This window comes from Amycolatopsis roodepoortensis, from assembly GCF_014873915.1.
GTDB lineage: Bacteria > Actinomycetota > Actinomycetes > Mycobacteriales > Pseudonocardiaceae > Amycolatopsis > Amycolatopsis roodepoortensis.
On record NZ_JADBEJ010000005.1, the window covers coordinates 1,640,454 to 1,662,492 of the forward strand.

Here is a 22,039-nt window from a genome sequence, read left to right on the forward strand (position 1 = left end):
GACTCAGCGCGGCGACGCAGCCGCGCGGCGACGGGACAGCGCGTCCACCGTCGCGGCGAGAAGCAGCACCAGACCGGTGACGATGTTGACCACCGCCGCCGACTGCTTCAGCAGGCCCAGCGCGTTCTCGACGACCGCGAGCACGAGACCACCGATCACCGCGTCGACGACCCGGCCCTTGCCGCCGAACAGCGACGTACCACCGATGACGGCGGCGCCGACCGCGAACAGCAGCGTGTTGAGGCCACCGGCCTGCGGGTCGACCGAACCGACCTTCGACGAGTAGACGATCGCGCCGACCGCCGCCACCGCCGAGCAGATGACGAACACCGAGGCGCGGATCTTCTCGACGTTGATACCGGCGCGCCTGGCCGCCTCGCGGTTGCCGCCGACGGCGTAGATGTGGCGGCCGTACTGGGTGCGGTTGAGCACGTAGGTGCCGAGCACCAGCAGGCCGAGCACGATCGGCACGACGTACGGGACACCGGAGATGACGATGTTCGGGTTCGGCGCGCGGTTCAGCGTCAGCAGATAGGTCGCGATCGCGGCGACCACGGCGATGGCGCCGACCTTGAACAGCACCATCGGCGTCGGCTGGGTGACCAGGCCGCGTTTGAGCCGCGAGAAGTGCTGGCCCAGCGTCACCGCGGCGAACCCGCCGGCGGCGATCACGAAGAGGACCCAGCTGCCCACAGTGGACAGATTGCCGTTGGCGACCTTGAACAGCACGTCCGAGGTGCTGATGCCGAGCGTGCCGCCCTCACCGATGAACTGGAGGATGACCCCCTGCCAGGCGAGGAAGAGCGCCAGCGTCACCACGAACGAAGGCATGCCGATCTTCGAGACGAGGAACCCGGTGAGGACACCGATCGCGCCACCGACGCTGATCGCGAGCAGCATCTCGATCCACGGGTTGGCCGCGGTCCCCGAGAGCACGAGCGCGATGGCGAGCACGGCGAACCCGACGCCCGCCCAGATCCGCAGGACCACCCCGAGCAGCGCGGCGATCGCGAGCACCACCAGGAACGCGATGAACACGCCGTTCCCCATGCCGCCCAACAGGTTTCCGTTACGCACGTAGTGCATCGCCAGCACCGCGGCGGTGACCCCGGACGCGGTACCCGCGGACAGGTCGATCTCGCCGAGCAGCAGCACGAACACGATGCCCATCGCGATGATCGCCTTGCCGGCGCCCTGGGCCATCAGGTTCGCGATGTTGTTCATCGTCAGGAAGGTGTCCGACAGCGAGGCGAACACGATCACCAGCACGAGCAGGCCGAGCAGCGCCGGGAGCGAACCCAGCTGTCCCGCCTTGAGCCGGGAGAAGTAGTCGCCGACGGCCTCGCGCGTCGACATCGATGTCGTGTCGATGCCGAAGTCCGTGATGGCCGCCGACGGGTTGAGCGCGGCGGCCGCCGACTTGCCCCCCTCCGGCGAGGCGGGCTTTGCAGGTGTCTCAGTCATTTCCGGTTCTTTCTCGCCTCGGATCAGAGGACGGCGGCTTCGGGGCGGGCAAGGCCGAGGTCGCCGGAGCGACCGGCGGTGATCAGTTCCACGACCTGGCCGTGGGTGACGTCCTTGGTGTGCACCTCGGCGACGAGACGGCCGAGGTAGAGCACCGCGATACGGTCGGCGACCTCGAAGACGTCGGCCATGTTGTGGCTGATCAGCACCACGCCGAGGCCCTGCTCGGCGAGGCGGCGGACGAGGTCGAGCACCTGCCGGGTCTGCGCGACACCGAGCGCGGCGGTCGGCTCGTCGAGGAGGACGACCTTCGAGTCCCACAGCACGGATTTGGCGATCGCGACGGTCTGCCGCTGCCCGCCCGAGAGGGCCGAAACGGGCGTACGGACCGATTTCACGGTGCGGACCGACAGCGACGCGAGCGTCTCGCGGGCGGCCTTCTCCATGCTGGCCTCGTCGAGCAGCCATTTGCTGCCGCGTTCCCGGCCGAGGAACATGTTCTGCACGATGTCGAGGTTCTCGGCCAGCGCGAGGTCCTGGTAGACGACCTCGATGCCCAGATCCGCGGCGTCTCGCGGGCCGTGGATGTTCACCTGCTTGCCCTGGAACGTCACCGTTCCCGAGTCGTAGCCGTGGATCCCGGCGATCGACTTGACCAAAGTGGACTTTCCGGCACCGTTGTCGCCGACCAGCGCGGTGACCTCGCCGGCGCGCACGTTGAAGTCCACGTCGTGGAGGACGTGGACCGGCCCGAAGCTCTTGTTGAGCTGCTTCAGTTCGAGGATGGGTTCACTCATGGGGTTCTCCCGGCTGGGTACCGGGCCGGCGCGCTCCGTCGGGGGAACGCACCGGCCCGGTCGTCTGGATTAACGGGTCAGGAGATACCGAGCTGCGTGCACGCCGCGGCCAGGTCGCCGCCGCAGATCTCGGCGGCCTTGACGTAGCCCTGCGTCACGACCTCCTTGACACCGTCCTTGGTGGTCATCTTCGGCTCGAGGAGCACGGACTTGACCTCGCGGTTGCCCTTCGGGTCCTTCGCCTTGCCGGTGGCCAGCGCGTCGGCACCCGCCTTGTCGCCCTTGGCCAGCAGCACGGCGAGCTTCGCCGCGGCTTCGGCCTCTTCCTTGATCGGCTTGAAGACGGTCATGTACTGGTCGCCGCGCAGGATCGCCATGAGGCCGTCCGCGGTGGCGTCCTGGCCGGTGACCGGGACCTTGCCGTTGAGGCCGTTCTTCTTCAGCACGGTGATGACCGCGCCGGCGAGACCGTCGTTCGCGGCGACGACGCCGTCGACCCTGCCCTTGTTGTCGGTCAGGATCTGCTCGAAGGTCTGGCCGCCCTTCTGGTTGTCCCAGTTGTCGATGGCCTGCTCGCGCACGAGCTTCAGGTCGCCGCTGGCGAATTTCGGCTGCAGCACGGACTTCTGGCCGTTGGCGAACAGCGTCGCGTTGTTGTCGGTCGGGGCGCCCTCGATCATGACCACCTCGGCGCCCTTCTTGTCCTTCAGCGCGTCGGCGAGACCCTGGCCCTGCAGCTGGCCGACCTTCTCGTTGTCGAACGAGACGTAGTAGTCGGAGCTGCCGCCGAGGTTGAGGCGGTCGTAGTCGATCGTCGGGATACCCGCGGCCTGCGCCTTGCGGGCGACCGCCGCGCCGACCTCGCCGTTGATGGCGGCGATGATCAGGACCTTGACGTTCTGCGCGATCATGCCGTCGGCCAGGGTGGTGAACTTCTGGACGTCGCCCTGTGCGTTCTGGACGTCGGCGTCGAAGCCCGCGTCCTTGAGCGCCTTGGTCAGGAACGGCTTGTCGAAGGACTCCCAGCGCGCCGACGTGGCGGTCTCCGGCAGGATGACGCCGACCTTGCCACCGGCGGCGGCACCGCCCGGGGCGGGGGCGGACTGCGAGGAGTTGCCGCTGCCCGAGTCGGCGGTGTTGGCGCCACAAGCGGAGAGCACCAGGCCGGCGCCCACCGTCGCGGCGAGGAGGGTAAGGGTTCTGCTGCGCATCCTCGTTCCTTCCGGATCTTGCTCGCGGGCGGCGATCCTCGAGGACCGGTCGCACCATCGCGCATATGTTGTGGGCGACAACATATGCCGCCGAACGGGTTTCGCGGAAGACGGCTGAATCGATTAAGCCTCATCGAATGGACACGGTTTGGCAACGTGGCCGTAGCAAGGCGTACGAAGTCTAGGTGCGCTGACGGTGTGACCGCCACCACTCACTGAGCGTGACGTCCAGGGCGATCCCAGCCTGTTGACCGGGGTTCCGGTAAAGATCATCAGCAGGCGAGGGACGACATGTCTGTCGACGAAGCGAGATCACCCTGAGTAAGACTGTGTGGATATAGAGACGTTCAACGTCTCTATTTCCACACCCCTCACCCGTTACGCGTGAAGGCCCCCTTCCCTCGGCTGAGCCGAGGGAAGGGGGCCTTCACGCGCTTGAAACGGGGCGGTCACCAGGAACGCAGGGTGACGATCCGCTCTTCGAGCTGCTCCACCGACGCCATCGCGGTCGGCGGGCCGCCGCAGACGCGGCGCAGTTCGTTGTGGATCGCGCCGTGCGGCTTCTTCGTCCGGTGGTGGTGCACGCCCACCAGGGCGTTCAGCTCCTTGCGCAGGCTGCCGAGCCGCTCGCTGACCGACTGCGGCCGCGCGACCGGAGCGGCCTCCTCGGCCTTGGGCTTGCGCCGTTTCTCGTCGGAGAGCTGCTCCTCCTGCCGCTTCCGCAGCAGGGCACGGACCTGGTCCGGCTCCAGCAGACCGGGGAGGCCGAGGTACTCCTGCTCCTCGTCGGAACCGGAGAACACCGCGGTGCCGAAGGAGTTGCCGTCGTAGATGACCTGGTCGAGTTCGGCGGAGGCACCCAGCGAGGTGAACGCCTTCTCCTCCTCGCCCGGCTCGTCCTCGGTGCGGTTGGCCTGGGCCAGGAGCTCGTCGTCCCAGCCCTCCTTCTCGCGGTGCGGCTTGCCGAGGACGTGATCGCGCTGCGCCTCCAGCTCACTGGCGAGTTCCAGCAGCACCGGCACGCTCGGCAGGAACACCGAAGCGGTCTCGCCGGGTTTGCGCGAACGCACGTACCGGCCGATGGCCTGCGCGAAGAAGAGCGGGGTCGACGCGCTCGTGGCGTAGACGCCGACCGCCAGGCGCGGCACGTCGACGCCTTCGGACACCATCCGGACCGCGACCAGCCAGCGGTCGGTCGAATCGGAGAACTCCTTGATCCGCCCGGACGCCTTGGGGTCGTCGGAGAGGACGACCGTCGGGGTCTGGCCGGAGATGCGCTCCAGGATCTTGGCGTAGGCGCGCGCCGAATCCTGATCGGTGGCGATCACCAGGCCGCCCGCGTCCGGGATGCCGTTGGCGCGAAGCTGCGCGAGACGCGTGTCCGCGGCCTGCAGCACCGACGGGATCCATTCGCCCGCCGGGTCGAGCGCCGTGCGCCAGGCGCGAGCGTTCTGCTCGGCCGTCAGCGGCTCGCCGAGCCGCGCGGTGAACTCCTCCCCCGCGCTCGTGCGCCAGGAGGCCTCACCGGAATAGGCGAGGAAGACGACCGGCCGGACCACACCGTCGGCGAGCGCGTCGGCGTAGCCGTAGGCGTGGTCGGCCTTGCTGCGCTGGAAACCCGAGCCGTCGGCCTCGTAGGTGACGAAGGGGATCGGCGAGTCGTCGCTGCGGAACGGCGTCCCGGTCAGCGCCAGACGGCGGACGGCGGGGGTGAACGCCTCGCGGATCGCGTCGCCCCAGGACTTCGCGTCACCGCCGTGGTGGATCTCGTCGAGGATGACCAGGGTCTTGCGGTTCTCGGTGCGCACGCGGTGCAGCGTCGGATGCGCGGCGACCTGCGCGTAGGTCACCGCGACCCCTTGGTAGTCACGCGAGGTGACGCCGGTGCCGTTGCGGAAGTTCGAGTCGATCGCGATACCGGCGGCCGCGGCCGAGGCGGCCCACTGGTGCTTCAGGTGCTCGGTCGGCGCGACGATGGTGATCCGCTCGACGGTCCGGTCGCTCAGCAGCTCGGCGGCGATCCGGAGACCGAACACCGTCTTGCCCGCGCCCGGCGTCGCGACGGCCAGGAAGTCCTGCGGTTTCTTCGTGAGGTACTTCGTCAGCGCTCGCCGCTGCCAGGCACGCAGCGGGCGGGCCGTGCTGTCCTTCGCCGCGGGAGGCGCGCCCAGCTCGCCTCGATCGCGTTCAACGGTTTCCGACATGCAGGTTCCCCTCCTCCCTCACCCGAAACGCCTGGTCATCCACCCTGACACAAGCGAAAACCCCCACTTGGGTATCCGGCCGCGACGCCGGCGCCTGAGGTGAGGGCACTCCGGGGAGCCTACCTCGCGGGCCAGTGGAACGCCGGAAGCGCCACCCCCGTTGTCGGGTTACTCACCCGAAAACCCAGGGGTGGCGAGCCGAATCGCGCGGCATGGACCATGCTGGAGACGGTCAAGGGCGCTCGGCGCCGTCGGAGGAGCTGCATGAGCGAGGAGAACGGCCGTCCGGATACGGCCGCCGAGGTCGCGAAGGGCCGCAGGGGTCCGTTGCGCCTGCTCAACCGCACGCTCAGCAAGGCGTGGGACGGCAACATCTTCTCCGAGGCCGCCGAAGCCGCGTTCTGGCAGACGCTCTCCCTGCCGCCACTGCTGCTGGGGCTCCTCGGTTGCCTCGGCTTCGTCGGCGACTGGTTCGGCCAGGAGGTCGTGACCGCGGTCCACGACCGGATCATCACCTTCAGCAAGACGATCTTCAGCGACAACGCCGTCCACGACATCATCGAGCCGACGGTCAACAGCATCCTGTTCGTCGGCAAGGGCGAGATCGTCTCGGTCGGCTTCCTGATCTCCCTGTGGGCGGGTTCGTCGGCGATGTCGTCGTTCGTCGACGCCATCACCGTGGCGCACGACCAGTACGGCGTCCGCAACGACGTGTGGCAGCGGATCTTCGCGCTGCTGCTGTACCTGGCCGGGCTGGTCATCCTGGTGGTCGGGCTGCCGCTGCTGGCGATCGGGCCGGACCTGCTCCCCCAGTTCTTCCCCACCGACTGGCGCGGCACGGTGTCGTACTGGGTCGGCACGCTGTACTACCCCGTGCTGGCCGTGATGATCGTGCTCGCGCTGACGACGCTGTACAAGCTCGCCTTGCCGCGCAGGCTGCCGTGGCACCGGGGGCTGCCGGGCGCCGTGCTCGCCATGGTCGTGTTCCTGCTTTCCAGTATCGGGCTGCGGATCTACCTGAACTGGATCACCAAGACCGGCTACACCTACGGCGCGCTCGCCGCGCCGATCGCGTTCCTGTTGCTGATGTTCTTCATCGGGCTCGCGGTGGTCGGCGGCGCGTACTTCAACAGCGCGATCCAGGAACTGTGGCCCGCCAAGGCGACGAAACGGCAGCGCCGGAAATGGCGGCGGCTGGAAATGGAACGAGCGAACGAACGGATCCGCGCCGAAGAGGGTCGCAAACTGTGGGAACGGACGACGGTCCCGCTCCGCCGTCCCCGCCAGAACGGCGATTCCCCCGACGGTGACCCCGAACACGTGTCGGAACAATCGGTGAACGAGGAAACGCAGAGCGAAGCCGATTCGGTGACAGACCGGCGAAGTTGAGCGGAACCTCATCCCGAAGTCGTACTCGGATTCCACCCGTGGTGTGAATCCACCCCACCCCCTGCCGTGAAAAGCTCGCGATAACCGCCCGTCCCGAGCCATTCCTGGGGGAAACCGTCATGTCCACGCTGGCCAGACTGAGCCTGCGCAACCGAAGTCTCATCGGGCTGCTCGCCCTGGTGGTGATCGGCTTCGGCGCCTTCGCCCTGCCACAGCTGAAGCAGCAGCTGTTCCCGTCACTGCAGTTCCCGCAGGCGCAGATCATCACGCCGTACGCGGGCGCGTCGCCGGACGCGGTCGACCGTCAGGTCACCGAGCCGCTCGAGGGCGGGCTGCAGGGGTTGAAGGGGCTCGAAGAGCTGAGCTCGACGTCGTCGGAGGGGCTGTCGCGGGTCACCGCCCAGTTCGAATTCGGCACGGACATCGACGCGGCGGTCGGGCAGATCCAGCGCGTCGTCGACGGGCTGAAGGCACGGCTGCCGCAGAACAGCGAGCCGACGGTTTCGGCGGGCTCCACCGACGATCTCCCGGTCGTGCTGCTGGCCGCCGGGACCACCGGTGACCCGCAGGCGCTCGCGCCCGCGCTGACCGGGGAGGTCGCGCCGGAGCTGCGGAAGATCGACGGTGTCCGCGAGGTCGATGTGACCGGCGCGCGGCAGCCGCGGGTGACCATCGCGCTGGACTACGCGAAGCTGGCGGCCGCGGGGGTCGACCAGTCGTCGATCGCCACCACGCTGCAGACCGCCGGCGCCGCCGTCCCGGCCGGGACGCTGACCGAAGGCGGCAAGACGCTCACCGTCCAGGTCGGCGGCGGACCGACCACAGTGGACACGATCAAGAACCTTCACCTGACACCGGCTTCCCGTCCCGGCGCACAGGCGGCCAAGCCCGTCTCGGTCAAACTGGGCGACGTCGCGGACGTGCAGGCGGGCTTCGCGCCGCCGACGTCGATCACCCGCACCAACGGCAAGCCGAGCCTCGGCCTGTCGATCACCATGGTGGAGAACGGGAACGCGGTCGCGATCTCGGAAGCGGTGCGGGACAAGCTGCCCGAGCTGTCGAAGAAGATCGGCGCCGAGATGAGCGTCGTGTTCGACCAGGGCACCCCGGTCAAGGACGCGATCAGCGGCCTGACCACCGAAGGGCTGCTCGGGCTGGCGTTCGCGGTCGTGGTGATCCTGCTGTTCCTGTTGTCGGTGCGCTCCACCCTGGTGACGGCGGTGTCGATCCCGCTTTCGGTGGTCGTGGCGCTGCTGGCGTTGTGGACCGGCGATCTCTCGCTGAACCTGCTCACCCTCGGCGCGCTCACCATCGCCATCGGGCGGGTGGTCGACGACTCGATCGTGGTGCTGGAGAACATCAAACGACATCTGGCCTACGGCGAGGAGAAGGAGCGCGCGGTCCTCGACGGCGTGCGCGAGGTCGCGGGCGCCGTGACGTCGTCCACCCTCACCACGGTCGCGGTGTTCCTGCCGATCGCCTTCGTGGGCGGGTTCGTCGGCGAGCTGTTCTCGCCGTTCGCGATCACCGTCACCGTGGCGCTGCTGGCGTCGCTCCTGGTGTCGCTGACGATCGTGCCGGTGCTCGCGTACTGGTTCCTCAAGCCGCCCAAGACGCCGGCGGACGAGCGCGAGGCCGAGCTCACGCGCCAGGCCGCCGAGGACAAGGAACGCCGTGGGCTGCTGCAGCGCGGGTACGTCCCGGTGATCAGGTTCGCCACCCGGCGCCGCGTCACCGTGGTCCTGCTGGCGCTGATCATCTTCGGTGGCACGGTCGGGCTGGCCTCGCAGCTGAACACGAACTTCCTCGACCAGTCCGGTTCGACGACGCTGAGCCTTTCGCAGAAGCTGCCGCCCGGCACCAGTTCCGAGGCCAAGGAGAAGGCCGCCGGCGCGGTGGAGGAGGCGCTCGCCGCCGAACCCAGCGTCGAGACCTACCAGGTCAGCATCGGCGGGGGCAACTTCTTCGGCGGCGGCGGGACGGCCACCAGCATCCAGGTCACCGTCGCCAAGGACACCGACCTCGACGCGCTGTCGGAGCGGTTGCGGGGCAAGCTCGACAAGCCGGAACTCGGCGAGGTCAAGATCGGCGCGGAAGCGGGCGGGTTCAACTCCGACCAGATCTCGATCACCGTCACCGCGCCGGACGAAGCCGCGCTGAAGCCCGCCGCCGAACAGGTCCGCCAAGCGTTGTCCGGTGTCCCGGATCTCACCGAGGTGACCAGTGACCTCGCGCAGGGCTCGCCGCGGGTGCAGGTCGAGGTCGACGCCGCCAAGGCCGCCGCGAGCGGGCTTTCGGCGACCACGATCGGCCAGATCGCGAACCAGGCCATCGCCGGCCGCACGGTGACGCAGCTGCCGGTCGACGGCAGGCGCACGGACATCGTGCTGCGCGCGGGCACGGCGCCGGTGTCGGTCGACGCGGTCAAGGCGCTGCCGATCCCGAGCGCGGCCGGCGTGGTGCGGCTGGACTCCGTCGCCACCGTGTCCACAGTGGACGGACCGGCCGCGGTGCACCGTACCTCGGGTGAACTGAGCACCACGGTCACCGCCAAGAACACCGGCGCGGACCTGGCCGCCACCACGAAGGCCATCCAGTCCAAGTTGGACGGTCTGACCTTCGCCGGCGGCGCGGCGTACCAGCTCGGCGGCGTCAGCGAGGACCAGCAGGAGGCCTTCGGGAACCTGTTCCTCGCGCTGCTGGCCGCGATCGCGATCGTCTACCTGATCATGGTGGCGACGTTCCGCAGCCTGATCCAGCCGCTGATCCTGCTGGTGTCGATCCCGTTCGCGGCGACCGGCGCGATCGGGCTGCTGCTGGCCACCGGTACCGCGCTGGGCCTGCCCGCGCTGATCGGGATGCTGATGCTCGTCGGCATCGTGGTGACCAACGCGATCGTGCTGATCGACCTGGTCAACCAGTACCGGGCCGCGGGGATGAGCGTCGCCGACGCCGTCGTCGAAGGCGGCAGGCGACGGCTGCGGCCGATCCTGATGACCGCGGCGGCGACCATCTTCGCGCTGGTCCCGATGGCGCTCGGGCTGACCGGGCAGGGCGGGTTCATCGGGCAGCCGCTGGCGATCGTGGTCATCGGCGGGCTGGTCAGCTCGACCCTGCTGACGCTGATCCTGGTGCCGACGCTGTACACGATGGTCGAGACACGGAAAGAGCGTCGCCGCGCGAAGAAGGACGCCCGCCGGTCTTCGGCCCCGGCCACCGAAACGCTGACGCCGGAGCCGGCTTCGTAGACCTGGGGGCGGGAGGGAGGCGCGCCGGGGCCGGGTGGGCGCCCGGCGCGCCTTCCCGCATTCGGCCGACTAACTGCGCCTGCCTCGACGGCAAGTACGTGAAGGCCCCCTTCACTGCGCTAGACGCAATGAAGGGGGCCTTCACGTAATTGGGGGCGGCGCGGCAAGCCGCAACTCGCGTGATTGAGGGCGTAACTCGCGTGATTGGAGCAGGTACGCCTCCAATCACGCGAGTTACGCGTCCGATCACGCGAGTCACGCCTTACGGAACCGCCAGGTCTTGCTGTCGAAGGCCACGCACCACGACGGCGAAAGCATGACGACCCGCAGGGTCCCGTCGGCGGCGACGTCGATGCCCTCGGTCTCGAAGTTCCCGCTGCAGGTGCTCTTCAGCGGCAGCTGCCCCAGCGACGTGACCCGCCCGGTCACGTCCGAACCGGACAGCGCGCCGGAGAGGTCGACCTGCAGCAGCGGCTTCGTGGTCCCGAACAGGGAGCCCTCGGGGTCGTCGGACGCGCAGAGCAGCCGGGTCGCGGTGAGGAAGTCGCAGCCCTGGATGTCCCGCACCGGCTTGTCGAGCCGGATCGCGGACGCGTACGGCAGGTTCGCCGACGGGTTCGTGTGCGCGACGCCGGGCATCGGGTGCACGAGGAGCCGGTCCATCGTGCCCCATTCGCCCGCCACCATCCAGCGCGCGTCGGGTGTCACGGCGGCGAACGAGTTGTTGTTCGCCTCCCACGACTCCAGCGTGTGCGTGTAGTTCGCCCACGTCCCATTGGGCGACTCGACGCGGAAGAGCTTCGCTCCCCTGTCGTCGCGCTGGTACGGCTCGACGTACCAGCCTTGGGCGGAGCCGGGGTCGCCCACGTGGTTCCAGCCCTGGGACGAGAGGTTCACGGGAACGGTCGCGATCCCGGTGTAGCGGTAGATCGTCCCGGACGGCCGTTCGATGGTGGCCAGGCCCTGGCCCTCGTCGAGCGGGCGGGCGTTGTCCGAGCCGACGGTGGTCCAGCCGGTGACGGCTTGGGCGGCGGCGGGTGAGAACACCGCGACCAACGCGGCGATGGCGAGCACGATCCCGGTTCTACGCATGAAGGCTCCGTCCCGGCGGGTTTTCGCTGGCGCGTACTGATTACCAGCGAAGACCGGGACGGGCAGCCACCATGTGAAGGATTTTCAGATTTTGTCCGGTTTCGGACACCGGACGGACACTCAGTCGCCCGGCTTGAGGCCGTCGTAGATCTTCTTGCAGTCCGGGCAGACCGGCGAACCGGGCTTCGCCGACTTCGTCACCGGGAAGACCTCACCGCACAGCGCCACCACGTGCGTGCCCATGACCGCGCTTTCGGCGATCTTGTTCTTGCGCACGTAGTGGAACATCTTCGGCGAATCGTCGTCGGTGCCGTCGGTGCCCTCGGGACGGGTATCCGGCTTCGGAAGGGTCTGTGTACTCACCCCTCCATTGTGCCCCAAATCCTCCTGCGCACACCGACGACCTGGCAGGATCTCGCCCATGTTCCAGAAGGTGCTCGCGACATTCGGCTCGGGCGGGGCGAAGATCGACGCCCGGCTGCTCGACCGCACGATCTCCCCCGGCCGCCCGTTGCGCGGCGAGGTCCTGCTGCTCGGCGGCGAAGTCGATCAAGAGATCAACGGCCTCTCGGTGAAGCTGCTCGCCAGGGTCACCCTCCCGGACGAACGCCGCCCCGGCGTCGAGGACCTCGAATTCGGCACCCAGCAGCTGGCGGGCAACGAGCGGATCGGGCCGGGACAGCAGGTCCGCCTCCCGTTCGAGGTGGCCCTGCCCTGGGAGACGCCGATCTCCAGCGTCTTCGGCAAACCGCTGACCGGGATGGCCGTCGGCCTGCAGACCTGCCTCGACATCGCGAACTCCGTGACCGACCCGGTCGACGTCGACGCCGCCGCGATCGAGCCGCTGCCGGCGCAGAAACGGATCCTGGACGCCTTCAGCCGGATCGGGTTCGTCTTCCGCGAGGCCGTACTGGAACGCGGCCGGATCAACGGAGCCGTCCAGCAACTCCCGTTCTTCCAGGAGATCCGCTTCACCCCTTCACCGCGGTTCGCCCCCGTGTTCACCTCGGTGGCGGTGACCTTCCTGTCGTCGGCGTCGGAGACACAGGTCGTGCTGGAGGTGACCAAACGGGTCCGGGTGTCCAAGAGCGGCGGGTTCGGCGGCCGCGGCCAGGAGTTCCTCGGCCTGTTCAAGGTCGACCACGCCGCGCTGGAGCGGGTCAAGTGGGAGCCGCAGCTCGAAGGGTGGCTGCACGAGGTGGCCAAGGCGCGCGGGATCTTCGACTGATGGAGTGGCCCACCGCGATCACCCGGCTCGGCGGCGATCACCAGCTCGCCGCCGTCGCGTGGAACGACCTCCAGACCCGCTACGCCGAACCGCATCGCCGCTACCACGATCTCCGGCACGTCACGGCGGTCGCCCACGACAGCGGCGACCTCGCCGTCGCCTTCGGCCTGGGCTCCCGCGAACGTGCCCTGGTCGCCGTCGCCGCGTGGACGCACGACGTCGTCTACGACGCCCGCCCCGGCGAGGACGAACGGGCGAGCGCCGCCTGGACGCGCGACGAACTCACCAACGCCGGCGTCCCCGAGGCGGATGTCGAGCGTGCCGAAGAACTGGTCCTGAGCACGATCCACCACGCCGCCCCGGACGACGACCTGCTCGCCACGGCGCTGCTCGACGCCGACCTCGCCATCCTCGGTGCGCCGCCGGAGCGCTACGAGGAGTACGCGAGCGGTGTCCGAGAGGAGTACTCGATCTACTCGGACGAGGACTGGCGGGCGGGACGCGTGGCCGTGCTGGAGAACCTGCTGGCCAGGCCGCGGCTGTACCGCAGCGACATCGCGCGGGCACGCTGGGAGAGCAAGGCACGCGGGAACCTCGCGAACGAACTGACCCGATGGCGTGACGCGGACCCACATCACCGATGATGTTCGTTCGTGACTCCGCAACTGTCCCTTCACGAAGAGGTCGCCTCCGCCCTCGCCGCCGGTGACCCCGTCGTCGCGCTGGAGAGCACCATCCTCTCCCACGGTCTCCCGCCCGGCCGCAACCTCGACGTCGCCCGGCGGCTGGAGAAGGTCGTGCGCGACGGCGGCGCCGTCCCCGCGACCATCGCCGTCCTCGACGGTGTCCCTCTGATCGGCCTCACCGGTGAGCAACTGGAACGTGTCTGCGCGCCCGGCGCGGATCTGGACAAGCTCTCCCTGCGCGACATCGGCCCGGCCGTCGGCCTCGGCCGCTCCGGGGCGACGACGGTCGCGAGCACGGCGGCGCTGGCCGCCGCGGCCGGGATCGGCATGTTCGCCACCGGCGGGCTGGGCGGCGTGCACCAGGGAGCGGCGCAGAGCTGGGACGTGTCGGCGGATCTCGGCGTGCTCGCGAAGGTGCCGACCACGGTCGTCTGTTCCGGCGTGAAGTCGGTGCTCGACATCGCCGCGACCCTCGAAGTGCTGGAGACCAACTCGGTACCGGTGCTGGGGTACCGCACCGGCGAGTTCCCCGCGTTCTACCTCCGCTCGTCCGGTTTCGAGGTGCCGTGGCGGGTCGACGACGCCGCGCAGGCCGCCTCGGTCATCGCCGCCCACCGGGTACACGCGGATTCCGGTGTCCTGCTGGCGAATCCGATCCCGGAAGCGTCCGAAATGGACAAGGAGCTGCACGACCGGCTGCTCGCCGAAGGGCTGGGACTCCTCAAGTCGCGCGGCGTGCACGGCAAGGACGTCACGCCGGTGCTGCTGGAGCACTTCCACACCGCCAGCGAAGGCGTGAGCCTGGACGCGAACGAGGCGCTGGTGCTGTCCAACGCCGAGCTGGCCACCGAAGTCGCCGTCGCGCTCGCCGGGACCGCCGCATGAGCGGCATCGTCGTCGTCGGCGACGTCGGTCTCGACGTCGTCGCGCGGCACGAGGGCCCCATCCCGCACGGCGGCGACATCCGCGCGAAGGTCCACTTCACCAGCGGCGGCGCGGGCGCGAACACCGCGCTGTGGCTGCGGGCCGAGGGGACGGAGACCACGCTGGTCGCGCGGATCGGCGACGACTCCGGCGGCCGCATGGTGAAGAGCGAACTGGAGGCGGCGGGCGTCCGCTGCGAGTTCGCGGTGGACCCCGAGGAACCGACGTTCTGCGTCGTCGTGCTCGTCGACGGCGCCGGTGAGCGGAGCATGCTCGCCGACCGCGCCGCCAACGCGAAGTTCAGCCCCGAAGACGTCACCGAGGCGGCGCTGCGCGGGGCGAGCCACCTGCACCTCTCGGGGTACGTCCTGCTGTACCCGTCGTCGCGGCCGGCCGCGCTCGCGGCGCTGGCGGCGGCGAAGAAGGCGGGGCTGACGACGTCGGTCGATCCGCAGGCGGCGACGCTGATCACCGATCCCGCGGCCTTCCTCGACGACGTGCGCGGGGTCGACCTGCTGATGCCGAACACCAGCGAGCTGGTCGCGCTGACCGGGTCGAGCGATCCCGAGGCGGCGAAGGAACTGCTGGACTACGTCGGCGAGGTCGTGGTCACGGCCGGTCTCGACGGCGCCAGCTGGATCGACGCGAGCGGCACCATCACCTCGGTGCCGTCGCAGCCCGCGGAATGCGTCGACTCCACCGGCGCCGGGGACGCGTTCGACGCCGGGGTGCTCGCGGCGTGGCTGCGCGGCGAGTCCACCGCGGAGGTGCTTCGGGCCGGTACCCGGCTGGGTGCCCAGGCGGTTTCGAAGGTCGGGCCGCAGCCCTGACGCGCGTGAAGGCCCCCTTCCCTCGGCTGAGCCGAGGGAAGGGGGCCTTCACGCGCGAAACGGGTCAGCCGCCGTCGATGACGCGGTGACCGGAGCTCTCGATCCGCGTCGGTTCGGCCTGGTACCGGTTGACCTTCTCGCTCTTGCGCGGCGGCCGGTCGTTGGCGATCAGGACGGCGACCCAGGGCAGCGGGATCGAGATCGCGATCAGGGCCAGCGCCAGCCACCAGGTCTCGTAGAAGATCCCGGCGAGGATGAGGCACGGGATGCGGAACGACATCATGATGATGTACTTCCGCTTCCGTTTGGCCAGCTGGTCTTCGTAGGACGGGGCGGCTTCGGTGATCAGCACCGGAGCGGGTTCCCTCGGTTCGGGACCGTGGGCGGGCGCGTTCACAGCACCACCTCCGGCTTCCATGCTCCCACTCGCCGGGCTCATCCGACACCCGGGTGGGTGAGCCGGTGCAAAGCCGCGACCACGAGCGTCTCGACGCCCGCCGAAAGCGTCGGGTGCGGGATCGGCGCGAAGAGCGGCGAATGGTTCGACGGGATGTCCTGTTCGAAGCGCCCGGCGGTCATCGCGGCGATCACCTTGCCCTCGTCCATGCCGCCGACCAGCCAGAACACCGAGGGGACGCCGGCCGCGCGGCCGAACTCGCTGAAGTCCTCACTGCCGGTGACCAGCGGCGCGGGCATCACGCGGCCCTCCCCGAAGTGGTCGCGGAAGGCGGCGGTGAGCCCCTCCGTGGCCGCGTCGTCGTTCTCGGTGACCGGGAACGCGCCGATCCGCTCGATCTCCGGCGGTTTCGGCGCGCCCGCGGTGGCCGCCTCGCCCTGGACGATCCGCTCGACCGCCGCGACGACCTTCTCCCGCACGGCCTGGTCGAACGACCGGATGTTGACCTCGAGGACGGCGTGGTCGGCGATGATGTTGTGCGCGGTGCCGACGTGCAGCGACCCGACGGTCACCACCGCCGACTCGGTCGCCGAGATCTCCCGCGACACGATGGTCTGGAGCTTGAGCACCACGGACGCGGCGAGCACCGCGGGATCCACCGTGGTCTCGGGACGCGAGCCGTGCCCGCCGCGGCCGTGCAGGGTGATGCGCAGCGCGTCGGTGGCCGCCATGATCACGCCCGGCCTGGTCAGCACCCAGCCCGCCGGACCGGGCACGACGTGCTGGCCGAGCACGACGTCGGGTTTGCCTGCGGGCCCGAAGACGCCGTCGCGGACCATGCCTGCCGCGCCGTCCCCGGCCTCCTCCCCCGGCTGGAAGACGACCATCAGCGTGCCGGACCATTGCTCGCGGCCGGACGCGAGCAGCGAGGCGGCGCCGGAGAGCCAGGTGGCGTGCATGTCGTGGCCGCAAGCGTGCATCACCGGGACTTCGCGGCCCTCGGCGTCGACTCCGCGCGCGGTGCTCGCGTACGGCAGCCCGGTCTTCTCCTCGACCGGCAGCGCGTCGATGTCGGCGCGCAGCATCACCTTCGGGCCCGGCCCGTTGCGCAGCACGCCCAGGACGCCGGTGCGCCCGATGCCGGTGTGCACCTCGTAACCGTCGGCCTCCAGGCGCTTCGCCAGCTCGGCGGCGGTACGGGTTTCGGCGAACGACAGCTCCGGATGCCGGTGGAGGTCGGTGTACAGGTCTTCCAATCCGGGCAGCGCCGCCTGCAGCGGTGCCAGGACACTCTCGAGGCTCACGACCCAATCCTGGCAGTATTACCCACCGTGAGCACACGAGCGGCCCTCCCCGACCTGTCCGACGACGTCTGCGCGAGGCTGCGGGACGCCTTCCGCCGGACGGGGTACGACGCCGACGGCGTGGTCGGCGCCCTCGGTTCCGCGCACGGCGCCCTCGGCCGCGGCGAACCCGAACTCGCCTATCGCGCGACCCGCGACGCGGGTGAACTCGGCACGCTGATCCGGCTGTTCCTGCTGGGGTCGACCGAACCGGAGAAGGACGTCGAGGCCGCTTTCGCGCCACTGTCCCTCGATGACGCGGTCGCCGCGACGCTGCTCGTGCCCGCCGCCGACGGCTACCGGGCCGGTCTCGACGTCCGCCCGCACGGCGACGACGAAGGCTCGTGGTGGGTCGTCTCCGACCTCGACGCCGACGTCCTGGGCACGACCGTGCCCGAAGACCACGTGCTCGGCGTCGGGCACGCCTCGCTCAGCCTGATCCGGGCCACCAGCCGCCGCGAGGTCGGCAGCCTGCTCGACGTCGGCACCGGCAACGGCGTCCAGGCATTGCACGCCACCCGGCACGCGAAGAAGGTCACCGCGACCGACGTCTCGGCCCGCGCGCTGGCGCTGGCCGCGGCGACGTTCCGGCTCAACGAACTGGACGTGGAACTGGTCCGGGGCGAATGGTTCGCCCCGGTCGCGCGGCGCCGGTTCGACCAGATCGTGTGCAACCCGCCGTTCGTGGTCGGCCCGCCGCGGGTCGACTACACCTACCGCGACTCCGGTCTCGCGGGGGACGACGCCAGCGCGCTCGTGGTGCGGCAGCTGCCCGGGTTCCTCAACGACGGCGGCACCGGCCAGCTCCTGGCGTCCTGGCTGCACGTGAAGGGTGAGGACTGGGGCGATCGGGTGACCCGCTGGCTGCCCGCCGAGACCGACGCGTGGTTCGTCCAGCGGGACATCGCGGACCCGGGACTCTATGTCGGCACGTGGCTGCGCGACGCGGGCATCGACCCCCGCTCCCCCGAAGGCCGTGCGAAATCCGGAGCGTGGCTGGACTGGTTCGAGGAAAACGACGTCCAGGGCATCGGGTTCGGCTTCGTCACGCTCCGGCGGGCGGACGGCGCGACCCCGACGATCGTCTGCGAAGACCTGCGCCAGGCCTACGACGACCCACTGGGCACCGAGGCCGCGAACTGGCTGGATCGGGTGGAATGGCTTCGCGCCAACGGCGATTCGCTCCTCGATGTCCGGTTCCGGGTGCCGGAAACGGTGCTTCTGGAGAGCGTCGCCGAGCCGGGCGAAGAGGGCTGGGCCACCACCGTCCAGCGCCTGCACCGCACCGACGGTCCCGGTTGGTCGCACGAAGTGGACGAACTCGCGACACGGCTGCTCGCGGGCTGTCAGGGCGCGCTTCCCCTGGAGGACCTGATCGTGCTCCTGGCGGCCGCTCAAGGTCTCGAACCGGAGGAGCTGGCCGAGGCCGCGCTGCCCGTCGTCCGGGAACTGGTCCGGCACGGCATGCTGCTCCCCGCCGTCTGATGCGGGCGGTGGTGGCGAGGGTCACGGAAGCGAGCGTGACCGTCGGCGACGAGGTGACCGGTGCCATCGACGAGCCGGGTTTGCTGGTGCTGCTGGGAATCCACGCCGACGACGATGCGTCCAAGGTGCCGGCGATGGCACGCAAACTGCACGAAGCTCGCATACTTCGCGACGAGGAGTCCTGCGCCACCACCGGCGCTCCCCTGCTCGTCGTAAGCCAGTTCACTCTTTACGGCGACACCCGCAAAGGCCGGCGTCCGTCCTGGACGGCGGCCGCCCGGCCCGAGGTGGCCGAACCCCTCGTGACGGCCGTCGTCGACGCGCTTCGGGAACGCGGCGCGCGGGTCGAAACCGGTCGCTTCGGGGCCATGATGACGGTCCGGAGTGTGAACGACGGTCCGTTCACCCTCCTCATAGAGGTCTAGACCACGTTTCCTTCTCCCCGGCACGGGCATTCTCAGGAAAAGCTCAGGGTTGGTGGAGCAACGCCCCAGGTCAGCCGCCCGTCTCCTCTGTAGCGGCCGGGAACGTTTTCGGACCTCCCGGCGTTGAGCCAAGTGTCCAGCCAAGCTGGGCCGGCGAGGAGTAGCGGGTTTTCCACAGGGCCTGCTACACCGAGACGGACCCGGCGGACGACCGCAGCACGTTCAGCCCGTGACCGGGGAGGCAGAATGTCAGTCCAGACTCTCGAACGCGAAGCGCGCGGGATTCGCGAGCGCCGTATCCCGGCGCAATCCACCCAGGAGCCGGTGAGCACGGGGGCGCTCACCGACGCCGACCTCGACGCCCAGAGCCCGGCCGCGGACCTCGTTCGCGTGTACCTCAACGGAATCGGCAAGACGGCGCTGCTGTCCGCCGCCGACGAGGTCGAGCTGGCCAAGCGCATCGAAGCGGGCGTGTTCGCCCAGCACATGCTCGACACGGCCGAGGGCCTCACGCCGAAGCGGCGTTCGGAGATGTCCGCCTTGGTGCGTGACGGCCACATCGCGAAGAACCACCTGCTGGAGGCCAACCTCCGCCTCGTGGTCTCGCTCGCGAAGCGCTACACCGGCCGGGGGATGCCGCTGCTCGACCTGATCCAGGAGGGGAACCTGGGCCTGATCCGCGCGGTGGAGAAATTCGACTACTCCAAGGGGTTCAAGTTCTCGACGTACGCCACCTGGTGGATCCGCCAGGCCATCACCAGGGGGATGGCCGACCAGGGACGCACCATCCGGCTGCCGGTCCACCTGGTGGAACAGGTGAACAAGCTGGCCCGCATCAAGCGCGACCTGCACCAGCAGCTCGGCCGGGACGCCACCCACGAGGAGCTGGCCGCCGAATCGGGTATCCCGGCCCACAAGATCTCGGACCTGCTCGACCACTCGCGTGACCCGGTGAGCCTCGACATGCCGGTCGGCACCGAGGAGGACGCCCCGCTCGGTGACTTCATCGAGGACTCCGAGGCGACCGACGCCGAGAGCGCCGTGATCTCCGGTCTGCTCCAGGACGACCTGCGCCGCGTGCTCGCGACGCTGGACGACCGCGAGTCCCAGGTGATCCGCCTGCGCTACGGCCTCGACGACGGCCAGCCGCGCACGCTCGACCAGATCGGCAAGCACTTCGGGCTCTCCCGTGAGCGCGTTCGGCAGATCGAGCGAGAGGTCATGTCGAAGCTGCGTCAGGGTGAGCGGGCGGACCGCCTGCGTGCCTACGCTTCGTAATGGTCACTGAGCCGTTTCGGCTCGGAAAAGCAACACCCGTTCGGCAGCGTTGACTTATGACCTGCGTCACGAGACCGTCGAGCAGGTAATAAGTCTTCGCGGTCGGGTGTTCGCACCCGGATCGCTTTCCCCGGGAGGTCGGGTCCGTCGGGGTGGGCCCGGCCTCCCGAACTCTTTGTCCGGCGCGGCGACAAATTGCAGCGCGGGAATTGCACTCGGTCCCGTGGGTCGTGAGTGGTAAGGACGGTTCTAACCGTCCTTACCACTCACGAGGCCCTCTCCGGGCCGGGCCCCGGGCTTGGGTACCGTGGGCAGGTTCCCGATGCCGGCAAAGGAGCCCGCGCAGTGGCGCCCACCACGTTCCAGTACACCGAAGTCCTTCCCCTCGCCAAGGACACCCGCACCGAGTACCGGCTGATCGGCACCGAAGGTGTCGAGGTCGTCGAAGCCGCGGGCCGGAAGTTCCTCAAGGTCGAGCCCGAAGCGCTGACCAGGCTCGCCAAGACCGCGATCACCGACATCCAGCACCTGTTGCGCACGTCACACCTCGCGCAGCTGCGCGCGATCGTCGACGACCCCGAGGCCAGCGGCAACGACCGGTTCGTCGCGATGGACCTGCTGCGCAACGCGGCGATCTCCGCCGGCGGCGTCCTCCCGATGTGCCAGGACACCGGCACCGCGATCGTGATCGGCAAACGCGGCGAGGGCGTGCTCACCGGCGCCGACGACGAGCGCGCGCTGTCCCGCGGTATTTTCGACGCCTATCAGGAGTTGAATCTGCGCTATTCGCAGATGGCGCCGGTGAATTTCTGGGATGAGCGCAATACGGGCACCAACTTGCCCGCGCAGATCGAGCTCTATCACAAAGATGGTTCGGGCGACCCGAGCTATGAATTCCTGTTCATGGCCAAGGGCGGCGGCAGCGCGAACAAGACGTTCCTCTATCAGGAAACGAAAGCCGTCCTGAACCCGAAGCGGCTCGCGAAGTTCCTCGACGAGAAGCTGCGCAGCCTCGGCACCGCGGCCTGCCCGCCGTACCACCTCGCGATCGTCGTCGGCGGCACGTCGGCGGAGTTCAACCTGAAGGTCGCGAAGCTCGCTTCCGCGCGTTACCTCGACGACCTGCCCACCGAGGGTTCCGAGCTGGGCCACGGTTTCCGCGACGTGGACCTCGAACAGCAGGTGCTGGAGATGACGCGCCAGTTCGGCATCGGCGCGCAGTTCGGCGGCAAGTACTTCTGCCACGACGTCCGGGTGATCCGCCTGCCGCGCCACGGCGCATCCTGCCCGGTCGGTGTCGCCGTCTCGTGTTCGGCCGACCGCCAGGCGAAGGCGAAGATCACCGCCGACGGTGTGTTCCTGGAGCAGCTCGAACGCGACCCGGCGCAGTTCCTGCCGGACGTCACCGAGGACGACCTGTCCGACGAGGTGGTGACCGTCGACCTCAACCGGCCGATGGCCGAGATCCGCGCGCAGCTCTCGCAGCTGCCGGTGAAGACCCGCCTGTCGCTGACCGGTCCGCTCGTCGTCGCCCGCGACATCGCGCACGCGAAGATCGCCGAGCGGCTCGACGCGGGCGAAGAGATGCCTCAGTACCTTCGCGACCACCCCGTGTACTACGCGGGCCCGGCGAAGACGCCCGAGGGTTACGCGTCGGGTTCCTTCGGGCCGACCACCGCGGGCCGTATGGACTCCTACGTCGAGCAGTTCCAGGCCGCGGGCGGTTCGCTGGTGATGCTGGCGAAGGGCAACCGGTCCAAGAAGGTGACCGCCGCGTGCAACGAGCACGGCGGGTTCTACCTCGGCTCGATCGGCGGCCCGGCCGCGCGGCTCGCGCAGGACTGCATCAAGAAGGTCGACGTCCTCGAGTACGCCGAGCTGGGGATGGAAGCGGTCTGGAAGATCGAGGTCGAGGACTTCCCCGCGTTCATCGTCATCGACGACAAGGGCAACGACTTCTTCGAGGCCACCTCGGAACCGGTGCTGCAGATCAGCTTCCGGTAAGAGCCGTCCGGTCCGTGAAGGCCTCCTTCACTAC

At 69.4% G+C, this 22,039-nt stretch carries 18 protein-coding genes; 10 read left to right on the forward strand and 8 right to left on the reverse strand.

Annotated elements, in window-relative coordinates:
- Positions 1-3: 3 nt before the first annotated feature.
- The 4 genes from H4W30_RS27025 to H4W30_RS27040 all read right to left on the reverse strand — a co-directional run bounded on the left by H4W30_RS27025 (position 4) and on the right by H4W30_RS27040 (position 5,676).
- A complete protein-coding gene (locus H4W30_RS27025) occupies positions 4-1,464 on the reverse strand; it encodes a sugar ABC transporter permease (protein WP_192745402.1) in 1,461 nt (486 codons plus the stop codon).
- 23 nt (positions 1,465-1,487) lie between these two features.
- Complete coding sequence (locus tag H4W30_RS27030; protein ID WP_005164482.1) at positions 1,488-2,261, reverse strand: ATP-binding cassette domain-containing protein; 774 nt, start codon at positions 2,259-2,261, stop codon at positions 1,488-1,490.
- A gap of 77 nt (positions 2,262-2,338) precedes the next feature.
- The gene (locus tag H4W30_RS27035; RefSeq protein ID WP_192745403.1) at positions 2,339-3,472 is read right to left on the reverse strand and encodes a sugar ABC transporter substrate-binding protein; all 1,134 of its coding nucleotides are present in this window, start codon (positions 3,470-3,472) and stop codon (positions 2,339-2,341) included.
- Positions 3,473-3,921: 449 nt separating this feature from the next.
- The gene (locus tag H4W30_RS27040; protein ID WP_034317045.1) at positions 3,922-5,676 is read right to left on the reverse strand and encodes a DEAD/DEAH box helicase; all 1,755 of its coding nucleotides are present in this window, start codon (positions 5,674-5,676) and stop codon (positions 3,922-3,924) included.
- Between the two features lie 264 nt (positions 5,677-5,940).
- On the opposite strand from H4W30_RS27040, the gene H4W30_RS27045 reads away from it, so the two are divergent.
- Positions 5,941-7,065 (forward strand): YihY/virulence factor BrkB family protein, encoded by a 1,125-nt coding sequence (locus H4W30_RS27045; protein ID WP_192745404.1) that lies wholly within the window; start codon positions 5,941-5,943, stop codon positions 7,063-7,065.
- 119 nt (positions 7,066-7,184) lie between these two features.
- Positions 7,185-10,313, forward strand: a complete 3,129-nt coding sequence (locus H4W30_RS27050; RefSeq protein ID WP_192745405.1) for an efflux RND transporter permease subunit — start codon at positions 7,185-7,187, stop codon at positions 10,311-10,313.
- 255 nt (positions 10,314-10,568) lie between these two features.
- Here H4W30_RS27050 and H4W30_RS27055 read toward each other — a convergent pair whose 3' ends face one another.
- Both H4W30_RS27055 and H4W30_RS27060 read right to left on the reverse strand, forming a co-directional pair.
- On the reverse strand, positions 10,569-11,405 hold the full coding sequence (locus H4W30_RS27055) for a hypothetical protein (protein ID WP_192745406.1): 837 nt from the start codon (positions 11,403-11,405) through the stop codon (positions 10,569-10,571).
- Between the two features lie 120 nt (positions 11,406-11,525).
- Positions 11,526-11,768 carry a DUF3039 domain-containing protein gene (locus H4W30_RS27060; protein ID WP_007033595.1) on the reverse strand — a complete coding sequence of 81 codons (243 nt, stop codon included), beginning with the start codon at positions 11,766-11,768 and terminating at the stop codon, positions 11,526-11,528.
- Between the two features lie 58 nt (positions 11,769-11,826).
- Here H4W30_RS27060 and H4W30_RS27065 point away from each other — a divergent pair, with 58 nt between their 5' ends.
- The 4 genes from H4W30_RS27065 to H4W30_RS27080 are packed head-to-tail and all read left to right on the forward strand — an operon-like array spanning position 11,827 to position 15,073.
- On the forward strand, positions 11,827-12,633 hold the full coding sequence (locus tag H4W30_RS27065; protein WP_192745407.1) for a sporulation protein: 807 nt from the start codon (positions 11,827-11,829) through the stop codon (positions 12,631-12,633).
- Positions 12,633-13,277: an HD domain-containing protein gene (locus H4W30_RS27070; RefSeq protein WP_192745408.1), complete on the forward strand. Its 645-nt coding sequence runs from the start codon at positions 12,633-12,635 to the stop codon at positions 13,275-13,277. The genes H4W30_RS27065 and H4W30_RS27070 overlap by 1 nt, the downstream gene beginning before the upstream one ends.
- Before the next feature lie 9 nt (positions 13,278-13,286).
- Positions 13,287-14,204, forward strand: a complete 918-nt coding sequence (locus tag H4W30_RS27075; protein ID WP_192745409.1) for a pseudouridine-5'-phosphate glycosidase — start codon at positions 13,287-13,289, stop codon at positions 14,202-14,204.
- Entirely contained in the window at positions 14,201-15,073 is an 873-nt protein-coding gene (locus H4W30_RS27080; RefSeq protein WP_192745410.1) for a carbohydrate kinase family protein, read from the forward strand. The genes H4W30_RS27075 and H4W30_RS27080 overlap by 4 nt, the downstream gene beginning before the upstream one ends.
- Positions 15,074-15,137: 64 nt before the next feature.
- Here H4W30_RS27080 and H4W30_RS27085 read toward each other — a convergent pair whose 3' ends face one another.
- Complete coding sequence (locus H4W30_RS27085) at positions 15,138-15,491, reverse strand: DUF3099 domain-containing protein (protein ID WP_126731478.1); 354 nt, start codon at positions 15,489-15,491, stop codon at positions 15,138-15,140.
- Positions 15,492-15,508: 17 nt separating this feature from the next.
- Positions 15,509-16,774, reverse strand: coding sequence for an amidohydrolase (locus H4W30_RS27090; protein WP_192745411.1), 1,266 nt, complete (start codon positions 16,772-16,774; stop codon positions 15,509-15,511).
- Between the two features lie 27 nt (positions 16,775-16,801).
- Between H4W30_RS27090 and H4W30_RS27095 the strand changes: the two genes are divergently transcribed.
- From H4W30_RS27095 to H4W30_RS27110, 4 genes are all read left to right on the forward strand, one after another.
- Positions 16,802-18,298, forward strand: coding sequence for a DUF7782 domain-containing protein (locus H4W30_RS27095; RefSeq protein WP_192745412.1), 1,497 nt, complete (start codon positions 16,802-16,804; stop codon positions 18,296-18,298).
- Positions 18,298-18,723 (forward strand): D-aminoacyl-tRNA deacylase, encoded by a 426-nt coding sequence (gene dtd, locus H4W30_RS27100; protein WP_192745413.1) that lies wholly within the window; start codon positions 18,298-18,300, stop codon positions 18,721-18,723. Before H4W30_RS27095 ends, dtd begins: the two co-directional genes overlap by 1 nt.
- Positions 18,724-18,969: 246 nt before the next feature.
- Positions 18,970-20,001, forward strand: coding sequence for a sigma-70 family RNA polymerase sigma factor (locus H4W30_RS27105; RefSeq protein ID WP_126731471.1), 1,032 nt, complete (start codon positions 18,970-18,972; stop codon positions 19,999-20,001).
- Positions 20,002-20,346: 345 nt separating this feature from the next.
- Positions 20,347-22,005: a fumarate hydratase gene (locus H4W30_RS27110; RefSeq protein ID WP_192745414.1), complete on the forward strand. Its 1,659-nt coding sequence runs from the start codon at positions 20,347-20,349 to the stop codon at positions 22,003-22,005.
- The last annotated feature ends 34 nt before the right edge of the window (positions 22,006-22,039 follow it).